A 21,721-nucleotide genomic window follows, 5' to 3' on the forward strand; every position below is an offset into this window, starting at 1 on the left:
AGAGGTACTGATTTTATTGTATTCAATTTTCTATAGATTCGAAGGTGTGTGAGAAAGAGGAGGAACAAAGAGTTCGAGGAACCAAGGGGGCGAGTCTCGGAGCGTATTCCATACGCGAGAAACGAGAAGCCCGCAGGTGACGAAGAAATCTGCCGTTCATCGTCTTTCGCAACCCGAACACGGAAGTTAAGCTCGTGCGCCGATGGTAGCTTTAGGGTTTCCTCCTGCAAGAGTAGGACGTCGCTAGGCAATTAGAAAGCCGATACCTGTAAAGGGTATCGGCTTTTTTGTGTTTATTTATAAGGGACTAGGACTTTTCAAAGAGAAACTGGTACCGAGAGGTACTGATTTTATTGTATTCAATTTTCTATAGATTCGAAGGTGTGTGAGAAAGAGGAGGAACAAAGAGTTCGAGGAACCAAGGGGGCGAGTCTCGGAGCGTATTCCATACGCGAGAAACGAGAAGCCCGCAGGTGACGAAGAAATCTGCCGTTCATCGTCTTTCGCAACCCGAACACGGAAGTTAAGCTCGTGCGCCGATGGTAGCTTTAGGGTTTCCTCCTGCAAGAGTAGGACGTCGCTAGGCAATTTAGAAACCGATACCTGTTAAAGGGTATCGGTTTTTTTGTGTTCATATGTCTGGTCTAACCTAACTAGCTAGCCAAGTTAGAAAATATCTAGTTTACTAATGCGCTGAACGGCTTCTTCTAAACGGTCCTCGTCTACTAATAGGCCAACACGAATATAGCCTTCGCCAAATTCACCAAAGCCATTTCCAGGGGCTACGGCTACATCTGCTTCATTTAACAGCCTATCTGCGAAGCTTTGGCTTGTGTATCCCGCTGGAACGGGCAACCACGCAAAGAATGAGCCTTGGGGGGCTTCTACTTGCCATCCTATACGGTTGCATGCATCGATGAATACATTTCGACGCTTTTCATAGCTATCAACTAATTCCTGCACACATGTTTGATTGTCATTTAAAGCAGCAACGGCTGCGTGCTGGACAGCTGGGAATAGGCTTACAAACATGTGATCTTGTATCAAGTTAAGGGCTTCAATTATTTGTGCATTTCCTACAGCAAATCCTACGCGCCATCCTGCCATGTTGTATGTTTTGGATAAGGTGTACATTTCAATTCCGATGTCTTTTGCACCGTCTGCTTGTAAGAAACTTACCGGTTTTATTCCTTCGAATCCAATGGCTCCATAGGCAAAATCATGTGATACAGCAATTCCATTTTCCTTAGCAAATGCTACAGTTTCGTTGAAGAATTCGAGGTCTGCCGTAGCTCCTGTTGGGTTGTTTGGGTAGTTAAGATACATAAGTTTCGCGCGTTCTTTACTTTCTTCAGAAAGCATATTGAAATCAGGTAAAAAATTATTTTCTGCAATAAGTGGTAACGTTTCATAGTTGACGTCGGCCATCATTACTCCTGACATATAGTCTGGGTATCCAGGGTCTGGTAGTAGCATCCAATCTCCCGGATTTAATACGGCCATAGGCAATTCAACAAGCCCGATTTTTGTTCCAAATAATACAGCGACTTCTGTTAGTGGATCGATGTCAACGTTATATTCACGTTTATAAAAGGCAGCTGCTGCTTCTTTCAATTCGCTTATTCCGCGGAAGGGCGAATATTTATGAGTAACAGGATTTTCAGCAGCTATTTGTAGTGCTTTTACGATATGTGGAGGTGTTGGTTGGTCAGGGTTACCTTGACCTAAATTAATTACATCGCGACCTTGTGCCACTGCAGCTCCTACTTTTTGTACAAGAGAAGCAAAAAATTGTGGAGGTAATTGTTGTAGTCTTTTCGAGAGTTCCATGGCGTTTCCTCATTTTCTAAATTAGTTGCAATCGTCAGCCAAATCTTATAACCTTTTGAGTAACTTGTCTATAGGTGGTGTATCCATGAAAATCGCTTGCATTCAGCTCGACGTAGCGTTTGCTGAACCTGAAAAAAATTTTTGCAATGTTCAAAGATTAATTGAAAAAGTAGTTGGTGAAGGTGCAGAGCTCGTTGTTTTACCTGAAATGTGGAATACTGCTTATGCATTAACAGCATTAGAAAACCTTGCCGATATTGAAGGAGAGCGTACGAAAAAATTTCTTTCTGATTTAGCGCGAACACATCACATTCATATCGTAGGTGGTTCGGTTTCAACGAAAAAAGGAGTCAACTTCTACAACACGATGTATGTATATTCGAACGATGGAGAGCTTGTTGGTGAATACGATAAAGCGCATTTGTTCCGTTTGATGGATGAACATCTATACCTACAAGCAGGAAATAAGGAAAATATGTTTTCTTTAGGTTCTATCCAAGCTGGTGGCGTCATATGTTATGACTTAAGGTTTCCTGAATGGTTACGGGCACATGCATTAGCAGGAGCAAAGGTGTTATTCATTCCAGCACAGTGGCCGTCGACACGCATTGATCATTGGAAGATCTTACTTCAAGCGCGTGCAATAGAAAATCAATGTTTCGTAATTGCAGTGAATCGTATTGGTTCTGATCCAAACAATCAGTTTAATGGCCAATCCATGATTATTGCGCCGTGGGGGAAAGTGTTGTGGACCGGTACCGAACATGAAGAATACGCGGTAATTGATGTTGATTTTTCCGAAGTTGAAGAAGTGCGCGCACGTATCCCTGTGTATGAAGATCGAAGACCGTCACTTTATCTACCATTGTTTGAAAAGTGAAAAAAGGTTTGACACTCGTTAATAAACATCGTAAGATTTAGTTCGAGCAACAAATACAACTACATATGGAAACTTATCAAGAGAGACCGAGGGATAGGCCCTATGACGTCCGGCAACCCCCAGCAATAGCTGGGAAGGTGCCAATTCCTACAGAATGATTTCATTCTGAAAGATAACCCAAAATCCATTTTTCGGTGCCTCTTTCATAATGAAAGGGGCATTTTTTATTTTGTTAAAGTCTACGGATTGTGTTTTCTAGAAGGTAAAAAGGAGCTTGTTGTTATGATACGAATAAATGATTTATCTAAAGAATACAAAACGAAAAATGGCCTGGTAATGGGTGTGGATCGAGTTAATCTCACCATTTCTGAAGGGGAAGTTTTCGGAATTGTGGGGTATTCCGGAGCTGGCAAGAGTTCTTTACTCCGTTGTATCAACTTACTCGAAAGACCAACCAGTGGCCAGATTGAAGTAAATGGACTTGATCTAACAAAATTAAAGGGAGAAGAATTACGCAAGGCGCGCTTGAAAATCGGCATGATTTTTCAACACTTTCACTTGATTAGTCAAAAGACAGTAGCTGAAAATATTGCATTCGCATTAAGAGCGGCAAGCACACCAAGAGAAAAAATGACGTCTCGTGTAGTGGAGCTTCTTGAGATGGTTGGTTTAACTGATAAAAAAGATGTGTTTCCAGCACAACTGAGTGGTGGGCAAAAACAACGTGTTGGAATAGCACGTGCACTTGCAAATAACCCTTCCTTGTTATTGTGTGACGAAGCAACCTCTGCGCTTGATCCAAACACAACATTATCAATTCTACGATTGCTAAAAAAGATAAACCGCGAATTAAACATCACGATTGTGTTAATCACGCATGAAATGAATGTAGTGAAAGAGATTTGTGACCGTATGGCAGTCATGCAAGATGGGCGAGTAGTGGAGGAAGGGTCAGTATACGAAATTTTCTCAAATCCAAAAGCTGAGCTGACTAAAGAATTTATTAGTAGCGTGCTGTCATTTGAAGTGCCACAAACCATTTTGGATAAAGTTACTGGAAGTATTGTAAAAGTAATGTTTAAAGGTGATGTGGCGGGTGAAGGTGTTATTTCAGATATGGTTCAGCATTTTGAAGTACGTGGGAATTTCTTGCACGGCTCGATTGAATACATACAAGAAGTGCCGCTAGGTTTGTTTTTAATGGAAATTCAAGGACATCCAGACAATATTAAAAGAGCTATTACGTATATGGAAGGACGCGGAGCGCAAGTGGAGGTGATTCAAAATGGGCATTGATATCCAACACGTGATTGAATTAAGGCCAGACATACTCAAAGCATTTGGGGAAACGATGTATATGATTGGGATTTCACTGACGGTTGCGATTGTGATTGGATTACCCCTTGGTATTGTACTTTTCATTACCGATCGAGGATTGTTTTTAGAAAATCGAATTATAAAAGGAATACTCGGTTTTATTGTAAATATGGTACGTTCGATTCCGTTTATTATTTTGTTAGTTGCACTTATACCATTAACCAAATTGCTTGTTGATTCTACGATTGGACCAGCAGCAGCTAGTGTTTCTTTATCGGTTGCGGCCACTCCATTTTTCGCGCGAATTGTTGAAACATCACTCCGAGAGATTGATAAAGGCGTTATTGAAGCTGCAGTTGCAGTAGGAGCAACCCCTTGGATGATTATCAAAGATGTGTTATTGCCAGAATCGAAGTCGAGCATTGTGCAAGGAGTGACGATGACCATCATTAGCCTAGTTGCTTACTCCGCAATGGCTGGGGTAGTAGGCGGCGGCGGAATTGGAGACTTGGCAATACGGTTCGGATATTACCGTTATGACAATACAATCATGGTTGTCACGGTAGTAATTTTAATTGTTCTCGTTCAAATCATTCAACAGCTGGGTGACTGGACGTCTAAAGCATTAGATAAACGATAAAAGGGAGAGAGACAGAGATGAAAAAAATTATATTTTCGATTATGTTACTGGTACTAGTAGTGGCTCTTGCAGCATGTGGAGGAAGTGACGAAGAAACTAAAGGCAATGTGGATAACGATAATTCAGTAAAATTAGGTGGATCAGCAGGTCCTTACAGCGACATGTTGAAAAAGGCTATTAAACCAGCTCTTGAAGAAAAAGGCTACAAAGTAGAAATCGTTGAATTCAGCGATTACATTCAACCTAACATTGCGCTAGACAATGGAGATATTGACGCGAACCTTTTCCAACACTCCATTTATATTAAGAACTTCTCGAAAGAAAATGATATGGAATTAACTGGACTAATCACAGTGCCAACAGCACCAATGGGTATTTACTCTAATAAATATAAATCCATAGAAGAAGTGAAAGATGGTGCAACAATAGCGATTCCAAATGACCCAGTCAATGCGGCCCGTACTTTCCTAATCTTACAAGATCATAAATTAATAGAATTAGATCCAAATGCAGAGCCTTTGACAGTGTCAGAGAAAGATATTAAGACCAATGCGAAAAATTTAGTGTTCCAACCAATTGAAGCAGGTCAACTGCCTCGTTCAGTAGATGGTGCAGATTTAGCAGCAGTTCCAGGAAACTTCGCTTTAGCAGCAGATATGAAATTACGAGATGCGTTAATTTTAGAGAACATGCCTGATCTCTACCGTAACCTCGTGGCTGTTACGACTGCAAACAAAGACTCGCAACTTGCGAAAGACTTAGTGGAAATCGTAGAAGCACCTGAATTTGAAGGAATTATCGACTCAGAATTTGAAGGTTTTGGTAAACCTGAGTGGATGAAAAACCGTTAAGAGAGAAGGAGTCTTATGGAAGACATCATTATTCGCGGAGCACCGACTGAATATGTTTGTAAGAGTGGGGCGCTAGATGAACTTGAAGACAAGTTAGTGTCTAGAAATATCAAACGTGTACTCATTGTTTCAGGTGTGAAGTCATGGTATGCGGCACGCTACTATTTTCCCAGCCTAAAAAGCATTCATGTATCGCAAGTTTTTTATAAAGGTCAGTGTACAGTAACTGAAATCTCCAGAGTGGCTGCGCTAGCACAGAGCCATTCCGTAGATGCAATTATTGGTGTGGGAGGCGGAAAAGTGTTGGATGTCGTAAAAGCGGCAGCTTACACGAGTGAAACCAAGGCGATCTTAATTCCAACGCTCGCTTCGAACTGTGCACCGTGGACACCACTTAGTGTTATCTATTCTGATGAAGGTATGATGACACATTATGATGTGTATCCAATGAGTGTTGACATCCTTCTTGTGGAGCCACGAATTTTAGTGGAAGCCCCCATTCCACTTCTCGTCGCAGGCATTGGAGATACATTAGCTAAGTGGTATGAAGCAGACGTTCAAATTAGCAAGTTAAGCAATCCATCGGTTGCGCTAAAGGTCGCTCATCATACTGCGCGGTTATGTGCAGAAGAAATGTTTGAACATGCAGAAGAAGCCATTGATGATGCGAAAGAAGCAAAAGTATCAAATGCATTTGTCAAAGTAATTGAATCGATAATTATGCTTGGAGGAATGGTAGGCGGATTTGGTGATCGCTATGGTCGAGTCGCAGGTGCGCACTCCATACATAACGGCATGACCATTGCGCCAGAGTCACATAAAGCATTACATGGAAATAAAGTGGCTTATGGCATTTTGGTTCAATTGCTTCTCGAACAGAAGGAAAGTGAAGTTGAGCGACTATGTCCGTTTTATCAGAAACTGGGTTTGCCGACTTCGCTTTATGATTTAAATATTCCGAGTAGATGGATTGATGTTATTGCACAACAATCCACAAGAAATGAAGAGTCCATTCATCACATGCGTAGTGAAAAAATAACAGCTACTGAAGTGGCACAAGCCATGCGACATTTAGAGTCAAGGTTACTTGTAAAACCATGAATTCGATTATTTAAAAAAGACCGACATAAAAACTTTGTCGGTCTTTCTCTATGTCAACTTTGTTATTACTATTTCTCAACTTCGGTTTTAATGACGTGTATTCTACTTCCTCCATCACTTTCAACAACATGTTTAAGTATTGATAATTTGTTGTTCCAAAATTGTTCGTAAAAAGAAAGCCACTGTTTTAATTCTTCTAAAGGTTCTGGTTGTAACTGATAGAGTTTTTCTCTCCCTACCTTTCGTCCACTGACTAACTTTGCTTCTGAAAGGATATGAAGATGTTTTGCAATGGCTGTACGACTCATAGTGAAATGAGATGTTATTTTTGAGATGGGTAACTCTTTTCCAGTAAGTATGCGAAGTACCTCTCTACGGGTTGGATCAGCAATAGCTTGGAATACATCATATTTTTCTGCTGAATTAGCCACTATTCCTCAACAACTTTTTTAAGTCGTTCATTAACAATCCCCATCCAACCATAATTCATTCTGTCGCGGATAACTGAGCTTTTGTCATTTGCTTTTGGAAGGATAGCATCTGGTTGTTTCCAACCACTATGAATAAGGGTAAACTCAGTTTTACCACTGACCTCTATTAATATAAAAGTAACAATCCATCCTTCTGTGTCCCAAGTAAAAGTAAGTCGATTAGGAGCATCTAATTCAACGACTTTACATGGTGATGGACCGAATGGCGATTGGACATGAAATTCATGTCCGACTTTCGCTTGAAAATCATTTGGCATAAACCATGATGCGATTCCTTCTGCAGTTGATACGGTATCCCATACTTTTTGAATGGGTGCATTAAAAATGACTGTTTGCTTAATATCTGGTAGTACATTCTGATTGTTTGTCTCCATGAATTCGCCTTCTTTCAACAATATGAAACCATTTGGTTGTATATATTAATATATACAACCAAATGGTTTCATGTCAAGGTGAGGCATAGAAATTCCACATCAAGAACATTCTTAAATCATAGGATGTTCATATGGAGAGTCATATTACTTATCCAATTATTCGTAGTTTATCAGATGGTTATTGGAAAAAATATCTTTAGGTAAGTCATGGCACATTTCAGCCTGGTACACTTTGTATGGGGTTTTTTCTTGCCCAATGGCATATGTTTCCGTCACAATGACTTTAAGAACAAACTTGGAGGAACAGTAATGAAGATCGTTACACGTATTTTCGTGAGGTTTTTCACTGAGCGGTTTTTCGATGAAGCCGCACAAACAGCTTATTTTCTTCTTTTATCGGTATTTCCATTCTTACTATTTATTTTGTCACTTATAAGCTTTTTTCCAGTAGATGCACAGCAAATCTTAGATTTCTTGAGACCTTTTGCTCCAGGGGATTCATTCGCACTCATAGAAGACAATGTAACGAATATATTAACAGCGGATAAAGGGCGCGTCTTGTCACTTAGTTTAATTGCTGCATTTTGGGTTTCATCCATGGCTGTACAGGCTCTTGCACGTGCATTAAATGAAGCAAATGGCATGAAAAGCACACTTCCTTATTGGAAAGGACTACTGCGAGATCTTGGCGTAACACTTTTGTTTATGACACTTGTACCGCTATCGTTATTTTTACCGTTCATAGAAAGTGGTTTGCACTGGGTGGTATCGTCAGCAGGTACGGTTGATGACTGGCAAGGGTGGATCTATATTTGGCCAACTGTGAAGTGGGGATTAGGTTCCATATTTTTGTTTCTATTCTTTCTTCTGTTCTATAAAATCGTACCAAATGAAAGGCTTACTTTCCGTGATGTATGGCCTGGTGCCTTGTTGTCAGCGATAGGTTGGCAAGTTGTTTCGTTACTTTTTGCAGACTACGTTTCAACTGTGAATTACACGAGATTGTATGGTCAACTTGCCGGAATCATTGTACTTGTTTTATGGTTCTACTTAACCGCTGTGGTCATTTTATTGTCTGGTTTACTCATTGCAGAAGTTAGGAACGCTCGCACGCTGAAGGTCAAAAGAAAGAGGTGAGCAGATGCGCACAATTTTACTAGTAGATGATGATCCGAATATATTAACACTTATGAGTATTCATTTAACCAAAGCAGGATACCGTGTTGAAAAAGCACGAGATGCCGAAAGTGCACTTAAATTGATTCCTTTTGTGTGGCCGCATGTAGTCGTTGTTGACGTGATGATGCCAGGTATGGATGGGTTCTCATTGACCAAAAAGATTCGAGACGACTTTGACCTACCCGTGATTCTGGTTACAGCTAAAAGTCAGTTGGAAGATAAAGAAAAAGGCTTTCTCGCAGGTTCAGATGACTACGTTGTTAAGCCGTTTGAACCGCAGGAACTACTTTTTCGAATTGGCGCTGTGCTTAGACGAAGTGCACATCCTAATGAAATACGTAGGCAGGTTGGGTCTCTCATAATTGATCGGAAGAAGTTTGATATTTCAAATGGTACCGAAACTAAATGGTTGCCTTTAAAAGAATTTGAATTGCTCGCACTGCTTGCCTCAAGTCCAGGCAATGTATTTCTACGTAGTGGATTGATGGAACAAGTGTGGGGATACGATTATCCGGGTGATGAACAGACTTTAAGTGTTCATATAAAACGCTTACGAGAACGCTTGAACGGATTTGTTTCAGACGTACAAATTGTGACGGTTCGAGGGATTGGTTATAAGCTGGAGGCTCGGTCATGAAATCTTTATACAGTAAGTTTATTGTTATGACATTAGCCATTATGGTAGGTAGCGCGACGATTGGTTTTTTATTGGTCAATACATATTACCACCAACAATTAAAAGAACAAAATGACTTAAAAAATGTAGGAATTGCACAAGAGATGGCTACTTTTATAGAAAAAAATCCAACCGTACCGTTAGGGGAATCGCTTGAGGTATTTGGAAGCTCTGGTTATCAATTATTTATGGCCGATGAATCAGGGGATAACAATTTTTATGGTGGTCCTTTTCGAGAATCCTATTTACCGATAAGTATAAAAGAAGCGGTGCTTAATGGAGAAATCTATCACGGCATGCGTGATTTTCCAAAAGAAACATTTGTGACAGGTTTTTTCTCTAACGAATTGACGAATACAGTGGGTGTCCCTGTTACGTACAAAGATGAAAGATACGCATTGTTTATTCGACCAAACATTAAGATGTTATTTACAGAAGTGCATATTTTACTAGGCGGTTTGGCAGCAGCCATGCTCATTTTAAGTTTGCTTGCTATGTTAATTGTCGCAAGAAGAATGATTCAACCAATTACTGTTTTAACGGAAGCAACAAGGAAGATGGCAAACGAACGTTTTGATGGGTCCATCGCCATTTCGAGTAACGATGAAATTGGCCAACTGGCAAAAAGTTTTCAAATCATGGCTGATCGCTTGAAAGAGAATGATCAAGTCAGAAAAGATTTTATGAGTCATGTATCGCACGATTTTCAATCGCCATTGCAGAATATTCAAGGCTATGCTCAACTACTAGCCGATGAGTCTGTCACTCAGTATGACAGAGCGAATTATGCCGGAATTGTGGAGCTAGAGAGTAAGAGGTTGTCAGCATTGACGAAACAACTGCTGTACTTAACCTCACTAGACCACCAATCGTATCAACCAACGATTATACGTGTCTCGGTCAAAGAGCAGATCGAACGGACCATACGTCAGAATGAATGGCGTTTTGAAGATCTTCAACTGGATGTACGAATGGACATGCCTGAACTAATAACGCAAGGCAATCCAGATATGTTGATGCAAGTATGGGAAAACCTCATAACAAATGCAGTGAAATATAATCAGCCAAATGGTTTTATTCATATCAATGGATATGAGCTGGAAGATGAACTTCACATAACTATAAAAGATTCTGGAATCGGGATGACACAAGAACAATCTGAAAAAGCTTTTGACCGGTTTTACCGAGCAGATCTTTCTCGCACTCGAGAAAAAGAAGGTACTGGGCTAGGACTAGCCATTGTCAGTGAGATCGTGAAGCGCCACCGAGGTAGAGTGAAAATTGAAAGTGACCTTGGATTAGGAACACTCATTCATATCACGCTCCCGAAACTGTAATACCTCGTTCATATTGGGTTCATCTTCGCGTGGTAAGATGAAGCCATCTTGAGGAAGGAAAGGTGGACATACACATGCAAGAAAGATGGAGTATTCGTCTAATTCGAATTGCCGCGGTTTTTGGTATTATAGGTGCTTATTTAGGTTCACATATGGCGGGGACAGGAGCATACGCGTTCCGTCCGATTCATGCACATATTTTAGTTGTAGGTTGGTTATCAGTTTTTAGTTGGGGCATATTCTATAAATTATTTGAAGTAAAATATCCGAAGTTGGTTAACATTCATGCTTGGTCAGCGATTTTAGGCGCAATTGGGTTAACGGTAGGCATGTGGTTCCAAAATATGCAACCTCTGGGATTACCTGAAGCATTTTCACTTGTATTTTATATCGTCGGCGGAACAACATTACTTATTAGCTTTGCCTTGTTTGTAGCGGTAACTTTCTGCATTCAACCAGCGAAGAAAGAGTAGCTGATGAAAACCATGTGGAAAGAGAAAAATCAGCTGCTATCGTCCTTGGAGTTTGGCTCATTATTATGAGTGTTTTAACGATATTGGCACCATCTGCAAAGAAGTGACATCGCCTTCCGAAAATGGAGGTCTTCCTGCAACTGCGGGCTCAGTCATTGCGAACAAAGCACTGGAAGACACTTTTCTACCGTTACGGCACACCGTCACTGGAATCGTGAAGTATAAATAAATAATGAGGGGCTCGCAACAGGGCTCCTCATTTTGTGTATCAAAAAAGGATTATCCACTAGAGACAAGCACTACTGGATAACCCTTTAAAATTCATTTCACGGTATATTTCTTTTTCACGTGTTCGTGTATGTCGTTACCTTTTGTCACATGCACTTCAATCTCGTAAGTGCCTGCTTCTGTAAAGGTGAATTCTGTTTGATAAACACCCGCTTTTTGTTCTGGTGCTTCCAACCACGTATGCTGTTCCGTATCGCTACGAACAATATCGTATTTTACGCGTGCGCCTTCAAGTGGTTCTTCTGTTAATGTAACATTAGTTTCTAACATGACTGCTTCACCAACGGTAGTCGTTCCTTCTTTAAAGTCAATGGTTGCAACGCTCCCGTGATGATGATCTGCGACTTCACCATGTGCTGCCTGTTCTTCTGTTACTGTACTAGCCGCTTCTTCGCCACCTGTTATTGATAGTTGTTTCGTTGGCATGGTATGCATAGAGCGAGCTGTTACATGGGACGTGATATCATAGGTACCATTAGCTTTAAATGTATAGTCAATGGTATAGAGCTTATCTTCGTTTAATGAAGCCTCAATCATCTCTTTTTCGCCAGAACTTATGTTCAGTACTTCAAACTTTACTTCATCTGCATCTTCAACGATTTCCTTACCTTGTGTAACAGCAGCAGTAAAGGTAACTGCTTCGCCGGCAGCCGCTGTTTCAGGAACTGTTAAATCAACTTCTAATATTTCAGGCACTTCATCTGACGAAGTTGCACTGTGATCTTTATGTTCTTCATTTGTTCCACATGCACCAAGTACAAGGGCTGTAAGAATGGACCCTATCGCTAAAAATCGTTTCATCTGTCATGCTCCTCGTTTTCGTTGTTTGAAGCCATTGTATCAAATAATCACGGAAACAGCTGTGACAAAACTCGAAACGTGTGATTGCATGGAAAAGAATGTCATAAAAAAGACACACAGGTGTATTTGTAGTTGTTTAGCCAATGAAAACTATAGGGGTTTTAACATGTGATGAAAGTTACCACCATAGATTTCCCAAGGTTCTGCTTTGTGGTAGCCAATACGCTCATATAAGCGGATGGCAGCTTCTTTTTCAAGTTCTACGTTGAGAGCTACTTTAGAAAAGCCAAAATCACGAGCAATTTCTTCAGCTTCAGTTAGCAATAAACTACCGATGCCTAGTCCTCGGAATTCAGGGTTAACGCAGACTGTATCGATATAGTATTCGTCTATACGTGCTTCTGGTGGAATGACGATGTTGTCGCCCGTTTTCAGCCGCAACCAATTAACTAATTTAGAATCTAACTCAATGGCGTCTAATCCAGAATAGAGCACCATCACGCCCATAATCTCATCGGCTTTTTCTGCAATGATCGTCTTTAAATACGAATGACGATTGTCTTCACGTCTAAATAACTGAATGAGCTCTTGCTGTACGGCAGTAGAATCAGTTTCTCCAGTCATTTGTTCAGCGATGCTACCAATCGCATCGATGATGAGCGGGACGGCACCTTCTGCATCTGCAGGTCTTGCTTTTCGTATATTTATGTTCATGTCAATCAACTCCTTGTTGACACTATACCAAAAATATTGAAGTTCCATCTATAGCGGGGTTCATGGTAATCTAGAACTATTAAAATAGAGGAGGATGATGGTCATGGTTCAATCGAATAAAACCCACGTCCTCACTTACGGGGATGCATTTGTCGACTACATTGCAGACGATACAACAAATTCATCATTTTCAATGTTTTTAGGCGGGGCGACAGTCAATGTAGCCGTAGGTGTTGCCCGATTAGGGGTGCCTTCCGCGTTTATTACCATTACAGGAGACGATGCAACTTCTGACTTTATTCGAGGTGAACTTGAAGCTGAGGATGTCATTATGGATTATGCAATACTTGAGCCTGAAAAGCGTGTGAGTGGAGTATATGTTCATTTAACAGAAGACCATGATCGTATTTTCCATCGCTATATTGATGAGGCACCAGATATCCAAGTAGCTGTGCACGACTTAAAGGAAGAAGCATTCCAAAAGGCATCCATTCTAAATTTGTGTTCAGGAACGATGTTTCAACCGACAGCGCTGGAAACTTCTCGAAAAGCAGTAGAATACGCGAAGAAGAATGATGTATTGTTTTCCTTCGATACAAATATTCGTCCCTTACGTTGGAAAAGTGAAGCTGAATGTCGGGAAACGATTTTATCATTTTTCAAGGATGCAGATTTGTTGAAGTTCACAGAAGACGAACTGACGTTTTTAACTGAAACGAATTCAGTTGAAGAAGGCCTTGCAAAGATTGCCCATCTGGACATCCCTGTTATCTTAATTACTGCGGGAGCAGCCGGTACTTATGCAGTTTTAAATAGACAAGTTCAACATGTTCCAGTTGAACCCGTCGTTGCTGTGGATACATCAGGAGCGGGCGATGCTTTTATGGCAGGCGTTTTGCGGTATGTGCATATAAATGGTTTGCCGACAACTATGGAGTCATTAGTTAGTTGTACGGAATTTGCAAATCATCTAGGAGCACTTGCTGCCACAAAAGCGGGTGCATTAACGGCTTTGCCAAGACTGAGTGAATTGAAGATAACATAAAAATCGCCCGTTGACTGTTCTGTCAGCGAGCGATTTTTTATGGATTAGTGTAACAAAAATCCTGCTACACCACTGCCTATTAACAACACCATTATGATTGTGGCGAGTAGCCAATCACGGGCGTTTATGGAAATCGGTTCGTAATACGCCGAACGTCGCTCGCCGGTAAAGCCCCGTGCTTCCATAGCAAAAGCAGACCTTTCCGCACGGCGAACAGCTCCCGCGAGTAATGGAATTAACAATCTACGCATACCTAGTAATCGTTGCCAGACATGCTTTTCTTCTCCAACTCCCCGTAATCGGTGCGCATGACGAATAAGAATGAACTCATCCTTCACAACGGGTAAAAATTGGTATCCAACCATTACTCCATAAGCAAGTTTTGGAGACAGACGCAACTGTTGCATAAGACTCATCACAAATTTGACTGGGTCTGTTGTCAAAGCAAATAACAAAGACATTGATGAGAAAGCGAAGACACGAAACGATAATGATAACGCCGTATTCCACTGAGTATTTGTCACTTCAAACTTTCCCCAAGTCCAGATGACATGTCCACTTGTATCAGCCGCAAAAAGTAAGGTAGTCCACAAATAACCGATAGCGGTAAAGGCGATGGGAATCATGAACAGTGACCAGACTTTCCAATTCACTCTACTGAATAACAGTTGAAGCAGGATAACCCCCAGGAAGAATAGCAAAGGGGTCCATGGATTGAAAAACCACGCCAGAGTCAACATGGAAACTAGAACTATAATAAATTTTAGACTTGGATTCATATCGTGTAACCATGTGCGACTAGTCATGTAAACACACTCCAATCGGTGCCACTAGTTGATGTTTTTCTAATAACTTTTCTTGCAGCCACATCACATCATTGTCAAAACGCCCAGTCAATTGCCCGTGGTTCATTAAGAAAATGGTATCTGCAATGGCTGCTGCAAAGGTCATATCATGTGTCACGATTAAGATAGCAAATCCTTCTTTTGCACGAGCATTGATTAAATGAAACAATTCTTTCAGCGCTGCTTCATCTTGTCCAGATGTAGGTTCATCTAGTAAGAGTACAGGTCTTTTATCTGAAAGCATCGTCCCAATCGCAACGCGGCGTTTTTGCCCATGGCTGACCGAGAAAGGGTGAGCTTGCTCAATTTCGTTCAAGCGTAAACGAGTCATAATGTCTGTAATCTCTTCTTCTTTTGTGTTATTTGAAAATCGGATTTCGTCTTTTACGCGTTGCGTGACAAATAACTGTTCAGGTGATTGTGGAACGTAACCCGGAAGCATGGTGCCACTTTTTATAGTGCCATCCGATTTTTTCAAAATGCCACATATGGTTTTTAAAAGAGAGGACTTGCCACTGCCATTTGGACCTGCAAGTACGGCAATTTCTCCGCGTTGTAATTGGAATGAAACGTCCTTCAATAACTGTTTACCTTTCACGTGTACATGTACGTTTTTTGCTTCTAAAGCCACTTCTGGTTGAATAGCCGAAACGCGTTTTGGAAAGGTAATGCATGGTTTTGTTGGATTCAATTCTATAGGGAGGTCTCCTGATGCACGAACGTGAATAGCACGATCAAAAAAAGTTCCCCATAAATCGAGTTGGTGCTCGACCGCGACAATTGTTAATGGGTATGACCATTTCAAGGTATCGAGCCACTCTACATAGTGTTTTGCAGTTAACGGATCTAGGTGGGCAAGCGGTTCATCTAGCAATAACACTTCTGGTTGCATAAGAATTGCACATGCTGTTGCCACTCGTTGTTTCATTCCCCCAGAAAGAGTTTGTATGGTCGTTTTTCGGAATTGTGTAAGACCAGTCATTTCAAGTGTCTCCGTGATGCGATGCTCCATTTCAGGTCGAGTTACATGCAAGTTTTCTAATGTAAAAGCCATTTCCTGTTCAACTGTTGGCATACAGAACTGTGTATCTGGATCTTGAAACACAGTAGCGACGCGGTGGTTGATTTCACCAGGAGCAAAACATGCAGCATCGCGTTGCCAAAGTGTTATTGAACCTTCAAGGTCACCATCGCAATTGTCAGGATACAAGCGATTCATTAAATACAATAAAGTGCTTTTCCCGCAACCACTAGGACCATATAAAGCTACACGTTCCCCAGCTTGTATGGAGAAAGAAATATTTCTAAATACTGGCGATTCATCTTCTGGAAATTGAAAAGTGAAATCTTTAAAATCAATGATTACCGGCGTAGCTACTATTTCAACTTGAGATTTTTTACTGAGGGTATTAACCAATAACCTCACCTTTTATCTTGTGATTTTTACCTGTATCACGGGAAATGGAGTAGCCACGAAGAGCCCCAGTAGCGAGTAAACCATCCGATAAATATTTGCCACCTAAGCCAGCAATGACAGCACCACTTATGACACGAAGCGTAAACATTAAGACTAACAAGGAAGGATCAAGTGCTGCGTAACCAGACACCAAGAAGCCATAAGCAAAACTAAAGACTGCGGAACCGACACCTGCTAAACAAAGCACCCACCAGTCATAACGTTTGTAACCAGTCGCAGCAAATGCTGCCTCAGCTCCTAGTCCCTGAACAAGTCCTGTTAAAATCAATCGAGGACCTACTGCATTACCAATCATCACTTCAATCATTGCGGCCATCGTTTCAGACAACAAAGCGGCACCTGGTTTGCGGATGATGTAGGCGCAGATAATCGAGACAATAAACCAAATTCCAAATATCCATTCATACGCAATCGGACCAATCACACCCGCCCAAATGTTTCCGACTTGGACAAATAGTAAATACACGACTGCAAAAACAACTGCAAATACGGACATTAAGACGACTTCTTTTAGTTTCCATGATTTCAACATATTACGCATCTCCTTTATGTGAAGGGCTGTTGATGCTCATGTTAACAGTCATCACTAAGTGTCTATGTTGTTCCGAACGGGCATGAGTGAATGCTTCTTCTAGGAACGTAAATACCTCGTGTATATCGCCATGGAGCCCACTTGCATAGTGCATCGACTCATTGAACACACCATGTTCTTTTGCACGAGCTACTTCTGTATAAATGACCGACATATAGTCGGGGTTATTCATAGGATAAAGCGCAAACTGAGATGAAACGTATTGTTTGATCTCCCGAATTTGAGGTTCGTTTAACAAGATGTCATCTTTCTCTAAATACACATCTCCCGCAGAATCCCCAGGACAACCAATCGAAAATGTCCCGTTAAATGCTACATGTGCTCCTGTCTTCGCTGCATATAAAACAATGGCTCTCGCTGTATCAAAGACGTGAATTTGCTTGCCACGCATGACTGTACTGACGTCATCAGTATGCATCCACACATTTGATGTATCCGCTTCGCGCAATGCCCCTTTAATAATTTCAATAAAATTGTCTGCCATTGGGTGAAGCGAAAATCTTAACCCCACAATTGGACTTGTCCCACAACTAAACCCTTGTTCCATTCCCATCTCCTCCTTCTAATTGGTGTCTAGAGAGTAAGTTAACGACGTCATAAGTGGTGCGCGTTACTTCGATAAAGTTGAGACAAAAAAACGTCTCTCTAAAATGAAAGTGTCTATCACCGGAAAATATAGAATCATTAAAATCAACCACTCTGCTTAGTCACCGTTTTTGAACATAAAAATAGCCGCATTCGACGTGGAATGCAGCTGTTTTGCTCAATAGAAATTGGCAAAAGTCGCCGCACTTCCTCACGCCAGTATTATCTGGATCGAGTGTTAAGGGATCGGAGCTAATGCTCTCATCTCAGCCAAAATATAGCACCCCTAGTGCAGTAGTCGTATGCAGTTTTTTAAATGTTAAAGAACGGCTTCATTGTAACGCACGAAAAACACATTGTAAACCAAGTAAAAAAATTATACTTGTCACAATATAAAATCTGTTCTATATTATATATAACAAAGCTGTTCTATTATTAATAGAACAAGAAGGGGTCGCATATGTTTATTGAAATTGAAGCAAATTCTGCCGTGCCGATTTATTTGCAACTGGCCCAGCAAATTATTGAAAGTGTTGCAAAAGGTAGCTTGAAACCGGGCGATTCTTTACCGTCAGTCCGTGCATTTGCTGCAGACCTTGGAATGAACATGCATACCGTAAATAAAGCGTATCATTATTTAGAAGAGAAGGAATTTATACAAATTGTACAGAAGAAAGGCGTATTCATTCATGAAAACGGGGTTCGGAAAGCATCTGAACTAGATCGACTTCGTTTGAAAAAAGAATTACGTCCAATTATTGCAGAGGCACTTTGTCTACAATTGTCCCAAGCAGAAATTGAGTTGTTAATACAAGAAATAAGTTTAGATTTGAAGGAGGAAATGTGATGGCCGCAATTATTTTTATTATCATTTTAATTTTTATTATTGCCATTCAAGCGTTCTTACCAAAGTTTTTAAAAGAAAGTGAGGCATTTGGTATCTACATCCCGGATACTCATGTCAAAGACAAACGAATAGAACACATGAAAAATAGTTATACAAAAGCCATATTAGCGAGTGGGATTGTTATCCTCGCGGTTTTTATCGGATGGCTATGGACGTTTCGTCCCAGTGAGGAGCAAATTGTCTATGTTGGAATGGTCGCTCAAATAGTGGCACTAATCTTCTCAATGGGACTTTATGCAAAAAACCATATTGCCTTAGCTAATTGGAAGAAAACTGAAAAGTGGACTGCTGGGCAAAGTGAGCGAAAAGTAGTCGACTTACAATTTCGTGAACAGCTTAAGTTGTTACCGAGTATCTACTTTATAATTCCAATGATTATAACTCTTGGTTTAGGGATTTTAGGGTTAAGCCAATACGATACGTTACCCAACCAGATTCCAACACATTGGGGACCAAGTGGAGAAGCAGATGCATTCGCAGAAAAAAGTTGGGTTTCGGTGAGTGCTTTACCTATCATGACACTCGTACTCCAAGGGATGCTGCTGTTTTTCAATGGAGCGATGAAAAAATCAGGAGCGAAGATTCAAGTTCGCCACAAGAAACGTTCGCGTGAGCAACAACTCGCGTTTCGAAAATATTCAAGTTGGTTATTATTTGTCGTGACAATTACCGTAACGTTGCTGATGGGGTACTTACAACTGACAATCATCTACCCTGAAATCATGTCTACCAGTCTTACATTAGGATTTACACTAGGCTTTCTAGTTGTCATTCTTGGATCGGTTATGTACTACACTGTAAAAGTAGGGCAAAGCGGTACAAGAATTACTGTTTCAGAACAAGACATGAATCCTGAAAATGTCATCGATATGGACGATGATCAATACTGGAAGTTCGGTTTATTTTATGTAAATAAAAACGATCCCAGCATTCTCGTTGAAAAGCGATTTGGTATTGGTTGGACCGTAAATATGGGGCATAAAGGTAGTTGGATTTTCCTTGTCTTGTTATTTGTCAGTATTTTTTTGATATCAACATTACTTTAAAAAGGAGTGTTAAAAATGGATTTTCTAGAAGGGATTCCATGGGGTATTATCGCACCGATATTTATTATTCAACTTTTATTACTAATTATTGCCCTTATTGATTTATCAAAAATATCTGATACAAACGGACCTAAGTGGGTATGGGCATTAGTCATTATTTTCTTTAGTATTTTCGGGCCCATAACGTATTTCATCATCGGGAGGAAACAAGGATGACGGCAATTTTAGAAACGACCAATTTAACGAAAATATACGGTTCAGAACAAGCAGTAAATAAAGTTAGTTTTTCACTGATTGAAGGGACATCAACTGCTTTAATCGGCCCAAATGGTTCAGGCAAAACAACCACATTATCCATGTTAGCAGGATTACTGCAACCGACTGATGGGATGATCTCGTTTAATGGTGAAAAACATGCGGATATAAGAAAACATATTGGATTTCTACCACAATATCCTCAGTTTTTCTCTTGGATGACGGCTTTGGAGTTTACCGAAATGGCTGCTCGATTAAGTGGAATGGATAGTCGTCACACAAAGATAGAAGCACAAAAAACCCTTGAGTTCGTTGGACTTGGGGAAGCTTTACGGAAAAAAACAGGTGCTTTTTCAGGCGGGATGAAGCAGCGACTTGGCTTAGCACAGGCTATAGTTCACAAGCCAAAAATTTTATTGTTAGATGAACCAGTATCAGCACTCGATCCAGTCGGAAGACGTGAAATCATGAATTTATTAAAAAGCTTGCAACAAAACATGACGATTTTATACTCGACTCATATCTTAAACGATGCTGAAGAAATGACGAATCAATTATTGTTTTTACGAAAAGGTGAATTGGTAGAACAAGGATCCCTAAGTGATGTAAAAACAAAATATGATTCTCCTCGTTATCGTGTGGAGTTTGCTAGTGCACAAGATGCGCTCACTTTTGCGGCGAGGTCTCCATGGAAAGTTAGTTATGAAGAAATATTTGCTTTTATTGATTTGGACAATGAGCTGCCAGAAATGAATGCAGTGTTAGGTTATCTAGCCAATAGTGGCCTCGGTATTCGAAAAGTAGAGCGCCAAACCTCGAGCTTGGAAGAAATATTTATGAAGGTGGCGAGACAAGAATGAAGAATCTAATCGTATTGTTCCAAAAAGAGTGGCGAGAAAATACACGCAACTTTAAAATCCTGTGGATCCCGCTTGTCTTTATATTCTTCGGATTGTCTGAGCCACTTACTAGTTATTACTTACCCCAAATTTTAGAAGCAGTAGGCAATCTTCCGGAAGATGCTGTGTTCTCATTACCGGAGTTTACAGCCGCTCAAGTAATCATGGCTACAATGGGTCAATATCAATTTTTCGGGATGTTGGTCTTGGTATTAGGATTTGCGGGCACCATTTCTCGTGAACGAAAAAATGGAACAGGAACGCTCATTTACGTTCGACCAATTTCTTATCTCAGCTACTTTTTAAGCAAGTGGAAAGTCATCGGAACAATTGCATTAGTTAGTGTATGGCTTGGGTTGTTGACGACTTGGTATTACACAGAGTTGTTATTTGGAAAAGTAGATACCGCGGATTTCTTCGCGTTTGCTGGGACTTACAGTGTGTGGATTTTATTCGTCGTAACAATCGTAGTGGCCATGAGTGCTTGGTTGCCTACTGGTGCAGCAGCTACAGTATCGCTGTTATTAGTGTTACTTGTACAAATTGTTGACTCATTGCTAGGAGCGTATTGGACAATTTCACCATGGAAGTTAGCCATATATGCAACACAGTGGTTGACTGGCTCTCCAGATGCAACTAATTTTTGGTGGAGTATCGTGGTTACGCTAATTGCTATAGTGGGGCTAGTAGTTTTTGGAGTGTGGATGTCAAAACGAAATGCTTCGAAAACTAAAATTTAAATAGAAGTAAATCCCTCTCCAATCGGAGGGGGATTTTCTTTTGAAAACCATTAATTACTGGGAGTCTTTATTTTCAGTATCAGGCGCATTTGTATCTTTTGATTCAGTTCCCATATCCGAATCATTTCCATCTGACGGAACCGCATCATCAACACCTTCAGGAAGGAATTCTTCTTCTTGACCACTTTGATCTTGTTGAGTTCCAATGGATTCGCCATTATTATTATTGCCACACCCTGCGAGCATAAATATAGTCAAAATGACGAATAATAAAGATTTCATATACAAAATATTTTACCTCCTGTAACAACCAAATTTGTCTTCACGATTAGGTTGCACATGCAGCAGTGAAATATGTATTTTAAGATGAAACCTGGT

26 protein-coding genes and 2 riboswitches are annotated in these 21,721 nt (G+C 40.6%); of the genes, 16 read left to right on the top strand and 10 right to left on the bottom strand.

Annotation, left to right across the window (positions count from 1 at the left end; all coding sequences use genetic code 11):
- Positions 1-666: 666 nt before the first annotated feature.
- Positions 667-1,830, bottom strand: coding sequence for a pyridoxal phosphate-dependent aminotransferase (locus C8K15_RS07910; protein WP_108585882.1), 1,164 nt, complete (start codon positions 1,828-1,830; stop codon positions 667-669).
- 85 nt (positions 1,831-1,915) lie between these two features.
- On the opposite strand from C8K15_RS07910, the gene C8K15_RS07915 reads away from it, so the two are divergent.
- From C8K15_RS07915 to C8K15_RS07935, 5 genes are all read left to right on the top strand, one after another.
- A complete protein-coding gene (locus tag C8K15_RS07915) occupies positions 1,916-2,710 on the top strand; it encodes a carbon-nitrogen family hydrolase (protein ID WP_108585883.1) in 795 nt (264 codons plus the stop codon).
- A gap of 70 nt (positions 2,711-2,780) precedes the next feature.
- Positions 2,781-2,889: riboswitch (SAM riboswitch) on the top strand.
- A 103-nt stretch (positions 2,890-2,992) separates the two neighbouring features.
- Positions 2,993-4,006: a methionine ABC transporter ATP-binding protein gene (locus C8K15_RS07920; RefSeq protein WP_108585884.1), complete on the top strand. Its 1,014-nt coding sequence runs from the start codon at positions 2,993-2,995 to the stop codon at positions 4,004-4,006.
- Positions 3,996-4,667 carry a methionine ABC transporter permease gene (locus C8K15_RS07925; RefSeq protein ID WP_108585885.1) on the top strand — a complete coding sequence of 224 codons (672 nt, stop codon included), beginning with the start codon at positions 3,996-3,998 and terminating at the stop codon, positions 4,665-4,667. Before C8K15_RS07920 ends, C8K15_RS07925 begins: the two co-directional genes overlap by 11 nt.
- 17 nt (positions 4,668-4,684) lie before the next feature.
- On the top strand, positions 4,685-5,518 hold the full coding sequence (locus C8K15_RS07930) for a MetQ/NlpA family ABC transporter substrate-binding protein (RefSeq protein ID WP_108585886.1): 834 nt from the start codon (positions 4,685-4,687) through the stop codon (positions 5,516-5,518).
- Positions 5,519-5,533: 15 nt separating this feature from the next.
- Positions 5,534-6,619 (top strand): iron-containing alcohol dehydrogenase family protein, encoded by a 1,086-nt coding sequence (locus C8K15_RS07935; RefSeq protein ID WP_108585887.1) that lies wholly within the window; start codon positions 5,534-5,536, stop codon positions 6,617-6,619.
- Between the two features lie 68 nt (positions 6,620-6,687).
- On the opposite strand, the gene C8K15_RS07940 is transcribed toward C8K15_RS07935, so the two are convergent.
- Together C8K15_RS07940 and C8K15_RS07945 are read right to left on the bottom strand one after the other, a co-directional pair.
- Complete coding sequence (locus tag C8K15_RS07940; protein WP_108585888.1) at positions 6,688-7,050, bottom strand: ArsR/SmtB family transcription factor; 363 nt, start codon at positions 7,048-7,050, stop codon at positions 6,688-6,690.
- Complete coding sequence (locus tag C8K15_RS07945; RefSeq protein ID WP_108585889.1) at positions 7,050-7,484, bottom strand: SRPBCC family protein; 435 nt, start codon at positions 7,482-7,484, stop codon at positions 7,050-7,052. The genes C8K15_RS07940 and C8K15_RS07945 overlap by 1 nt, the downstream gene beginning before the upstream one ends.
- A gap of 309 nt (positions 7,485-7,793) precedes the next feature.
- Between C8K15_RS07945 and C8K15_RS07950 the strand changes: the two genes are divergently transcribed.
- The 5 genes from C8K15_RS07950 to C8K15_RS20260 all read left to right on the top strand — a co-directional run bounded on the left by C8K15_RS07950 (position 7,794) and on the right by C8K15_RS20260 (position 11,378).
- Positions 7,794-8,621: a YihY/virulence factor BrkB family protein gene (locus C8K15_RS07950; protein WP_108585890.1), complete on the top strand. Its 828-nt coding sequence runs from the start codon at positions 7,794-7,796 to the stop codon at positions 8,619-8,621.
- 4 nt (positions 8,622-8,625) lie between these two features.
- Positions 8,626-9,300 carry a response regulator transcription factor gene (locus C8K15_RS07955; RefSeq protein WP_108585891.1) on the top strand — a complete coding sequence of 225 codons (675 nt, stop codon included), beginning with the start codon at positions 8,626-8,628 and terminating at the stop codon, positions 9,298-9,300.
- Positions 9,297-10,676 (top strand): sensor histidine kinase, encoded by a 1,380-nt coding sequence (locus C8K15_RS07960; RefSeq protein ID WP_108585892.1) that lies wholly within the window; start codon positions 9,297-9,299, stop codon positions 10,674-10,676. Before C8K15_RS07955 ends, C8K15_RS07960 begins: the two co-directional genes overlap by 4 nt.
- Before the next feature lie 74 nt (positions 10,677-10,750).
- Entirely contained in the window at positions 10,751-11,149 is a 399-nt protein-coding gene (locus C8K15_RS07965; RefSeq protein ID WP_108585893.1) for a hypothetical protein, read from the top strand.
- 52 nt (positions 11,150-11,201) lie between these two features.
- The gene (locus tag C8K15_RS20260; protein ID WP_158268275.1) at positions 11,202-11,378 is read left to right on the top strand and encodes a hypothetical protein; all 177 of its coding nucleotides are present in this window, start codon (positions 11,202-11,204) and stop codon (positions 11,376-11,378) included.
- Positions 11,379-11,470: 92 nt separating this feature from the next.
- On the opposite strand, the gene C8K15_RS07970 is transcribed toward C8K15_RS20260, so the two are convergent.
- Together C8K15_RS07970 and C8K15_RS07975 are read right to left on the bottom strand one after the other, a co-directional pair.
- Entirely contained in the window at positions 11,471-12,238 is a 768-nt protein-coding gene (locus tag C8K15_RS07970) for a FixH family protein (RefSeq protein ID WP_108585894.1), read from the bottom strand.
- Between the two features lie 150 nt (positions 12,239-12,388).
- A complete protein-coding gene (locus C8K15_RS07975; protein WP_108585895.1) occupies positions 12,389-12,952 on the bottom strand; it encodes a GNAT family N-acetyltransferase in 564 nt (187 codons plus the stop codon).
- 103 nt (positions 12,953-13,055) lie between these two features.
- Between C8K15_RS07975 and C8K15_RS07980 the strand changes: the two genes are divergently transcribed.
- On the top strand, positions 13,056-13,997 hold the full coding sequence (locus C8K15_RS07980; RefSeq protein ID WP_108585896.1) for a PfkB family carbohydrate kinase: 942 nt from the start codon (positions 13,056-13,058) through the stop codon (positions 13,995-13,997).
- A gap of 44 nt (positions 13,998-14,041) precedes the next feature.
- On the opposite strand, the gene C8K15_RS07985 is transcribed toward C8K15_RS07980, so the two are convergent.
- Genes C8K15_RS07985 through C8K15_RS08000 form a run of 4 tightly spaced genes read right to left on the bottom strand, consistent with a single transcriptional unit; the run spans position 14,042 to position 17,458 of the window.
- Positions 14,042-14,803: an energy-coupling factor transporter transmembrane component T family protein gene (locus C8K15_RS07985; RefSeq protein WP_108585897.1), complete on the bottom strand. Its 762-nt coding sequence runs from the start codon at positions 14,801-14,803 to the stop codon at positions 14,042-14,044.
- Positions 14,796-16,259, bottom strand: a complete 1,464-nt coding sequence (locus tag C8K15_RS07990) for an ABC transporter ATP-binding protein (protein ID WP_108585898.1) — start codon at positions 16,257-16,259, stop codon at positions 14,796-14,798. Before C8K15_RS07990 ends, C8K15_RS07985 begins: the two co-directional genes overlap by 8 nt.
- On the bottom strand, positions 16,252-16,851 hold the full coding sequence (locus C8K15_RS07995; RefSeq protein WP_108585899.1) for an ECF transporter S component: 600 nt from the start codon (positions 16,849-16,851) through the stop codon (positions 16,252-16,254). The genes C8K15_RS07990 and C8K15_RS07995 overlap by 8 nt, the downstream gene beginning before the upstream one ends.
- Position 16,852: 1 nt before the next feature.
- Complete coding sequence (locus C8K15_RS08000; RefSeq protein WP_108585900.1) at positions 16,853-17,458, bottom strand: YkoF family thiamine/hydroxymethylpyrimidine-binding protein; 606 nt, start codon at positions 17,456-17,458, stop codon at positions 16,853-16,855.
- 229 nt (positions 17,459-17,687) lie between these two features.
- A riboswitch (TPP riboswitch) is annotated at positions 17,688-17,794 on the bottom strand.
- A 162-nt stretch (positions 17,795-17,956) separates the two neighbouring features.
- On the opposite strand from C8K15_RS08000, the gene C8K15_RS08005 reads away from it, so the two are divergent.
- From C8K15_RS08005 to C8K15_RS08025, 5 genes are read left to right on the top strand one after another with little or no spacing between them, the layout of a single operon-like run.
- Positions 17,957-18,343, top strand: coding sequence for a GntR family transcriptional regulator (locus tag C8K15_RS08005; RefSeq protein WP_108585901.1), 387 nt, complete (start codon positions 17,957-17,959; stop codon positions 18,341-18,343).
- Positions 18,343-19,449 carry a DUF1648 domain-containing protein gene (locus C8K15_RS08010; RefSeq protein WP_108585902.1) on the top strand — a complete coding sequence of 369 codons (1,107 nt, stop codon included), beginning with the start codon at positions 18,343-18,345 and terminating at the stop codon, positions 19,447-19,449. The genes C8K15_RS08005 and C8K15_RS08010 overlap by 1 nt, the downstream gene beginning before the upstream one ends.
- Positions 19,450-19,464: 15 nt before the next feature.
- A complete protein-coding gene (locus C8K15_RS08015) occupies positions 19,465-19,665 on the top strand; it encodes a PLD nuclease N-terminal domain-containing protein (protein ID WP_108585903.1) in 201 nt (66 codons plus the stop codon).
- Complete coding sequence (locus C8K15_RS08020) at positions 19,662-20,564, top strand: ABC transporter ATP-binding protein (RefSeq protein WP_108585904.1); 903 nt, start codon at positions 19,662-19,664, stop codon at positions 20,562-20,564. Before C8K15_RS08015 ends, C8K15_RS08020 begins: the two co-directional genes overlap by 4 nt.
- On the top strand, positions 20,561-21,343 hold the full coding sequence (locus tag C8K15_RS08025) for an ABC transporter permease subunit (protein WP_108585905.1): 783 nt from the start codon (positions 20,561-20,563) through the stop codon (positions 21,341-21,343). Before C8K15_RS08020 ends, C8K15_RS08025 begins: the two co-directional genes overlap by 4 nt.
- Positions 21,344-21,397: 54 nt before the next feature.
- Here the strand turns inward: C8K15_RS08025 and C8K15_RS08030 are convergent, their stop codons facing one another.
- Entirely contained in the window at positions 21,398-21,631 is a 234-nt protein-coding gene (locus C8K15_RS08030; RefSeq protein WP_108585906.1) for a putative periplasmic lipoprotein, read from the bottom strand.
- Positions 21,632-21,721: the final 90 nt, after the last annotated feature.

It is taken from the genome of Paenisporosarcina sp. OV554, assembly GCF_003058165.1.
Classification (GTDB): domain Bacteria; phylum Bacillota; class Bacilli; order Bacillales_A; family Planococcaceae; genus Paenisporosarcina.

What these genes read in the sequence shown, in the direction of transcription:
- C8K15_RS07995 (WP_108585899.1), bottom strand. Translation starts at nt 16,851, where the DNA reads ATGTTGAAATCATGGAAACTAAAAGAAGTCGTCTTAATGTCCGTATTT.
- C8K15_RS08020 (WP_108585904.1), top strand. Translation starts at nt 19,662, where the DNA reads ATGACGGCAATTTTAGAAACGACCAATTTAACGAAAATATACGGTTCA.
- C8K15_RS07950 (WP_108585890.1), top strand. Translation starts at nt 7,794, where the DNA reads ATGAAGATCGTTACACGTATTTTCGTGAGGTTTTTCACTGAGCGGTTT.
- C8K15_RS07925 (WP_108585885.1), top strand. Translation starts at nt 3,996, where the DNA reads ATGGGCATTGATATCCAACACGTGATTGAATTAAGGCCAGACATACTC.
- C8K15_RS07960 (WP_108585892.1), top strand. Translation starts at nt 9,297, where the DNA reads ATGAAATCTTTATACAGTAAGTTTATTGTTATGACATTAGCCATTATG.
- C8K15_RS08005 (WP_108585901.1), top strand. Translation starts at nt 17,957, where the DNA reads ATGTTTATTGAAATTGAAGCAAATTCTGCCGTGCCGATTTATTTGCAA.
- C8K15_RS08015 (WP_108585903.1), top strand. Translation starts at nt 19,465, where the DNA reads ATGGATTTTCTAGAAGGGATTCCATGGGGTATTATCGCACCGATATTT.
- C8K15_RS08010 (WP_108585902.1), top strand. Translation starts at nt 18,343, where the DNA reads ATGGCCGCAATTATTTTTATTATCATTTTAATTTTTATTATTGCCATT.
- C8K15_RS07970 (WP_108585894.1), bottom strand. Translation starts at nt 12,238, where the DNA reads ATGAAACGATTTTTAGCGATAGGGTCCATTCTTACAGCCCTTGTACTT.
- C8K15_RS07910 (WP_108585882.1), bottom strand. Translation starts at nt 1,830, where the DNA reads ATGGAACTCTCGAAAAGACTACAACAATTACCTCCACAATTTTTTGCT.
- C8K15_RS07965 (WP_108585893.1), top strand. Translation starts at nt 10,751, where the DNA reads ATGCAAGAAAGATGGAGTATTCGTCTAATTCGAATTGCCGCGGTTTTT.
- C8K15_RS07955 (WP_108585891.1), top strand. Translation starts at nt 8,626, where the DNA reads ATGCGCACAATTTTACTAGTAGATGATGATCCGAATATATTAACACTT.
- C8K15_RS08000 (WP_108585900.1), bottom strand. Translation starts at nt 17,458, where the DNA reads ATGGAACAAGGGTTTAGTTGTGGGACAAGTCCAATTGTGGGGTTAAGA.
- C8K15_RS08025 (WP_108585905.1), top strand. Translation starts at nt 20,561, where the DNA reads ATGAAGAATCTAATCGTATTGTTCCAAAAAGAGTGGCGAGAAAATACA.
- C8K15_RS07935 (WP_108585887.1), top strand. Translation starts at nt 5,534, where the DNA reads ATGGAAGACATCATTATTCGCGGAGCACCGACTGAATATGTTTGTAAG.
- C8K15_RS07930 (WP_108585886.1), top strand. Translation starts at nt 4,685, where the DNA reads ATGAAAAAAATTATATTTTCGATTATGTTACTGGTACTAGTAGTGGCT.
- C8K15_RS07915 (WP_108585883.1), top strand. Translation starts at nt 1,916, where the DNA reads ATGAAAATCGCTTGCATTCAGCTCGACGTAGCGTTTGCTGAACCTGAA.
- C8K15_RS07945 (WP_108585889.1), bottom strand. Translation starts at nt 7,484, where the DNA reads ATGGAGACAAACAATCAGAATGTACTACCAGATATTAAGCAAACAGTC.
- C8K15_RS07985 (WP_108585897.1), bottom strand. Translation starts at nt 14,803, where the DNA reads ATGACTAGTCGCACATGGTTACACGATATGAATCCAAGTCTAAAATTT.
- C8K15_RS07975 (WP_108585895.1), bottom strand. Translation starts at nt 12,952, where the DNA reads ATGAACATAAATATACGAAAAGCAAGACCTGCAGATGCAGAAGGTGCC.
- C8K15_RS07920 (WP_108585884.1), top strand. Translation starts at nt 2,993, where the DNA reads ATGATACGAATAAATGATTTATCTAAAGAATACAAAACGAAAAATGGC.
- C8K15_RS07980 (WP_108585896.1), top strand. Translation starts at nt 13,056, where the DNA reads ATGGTTCAATCGAATAAAACCCACGTCCTCACTTACGGGGATGCATTT.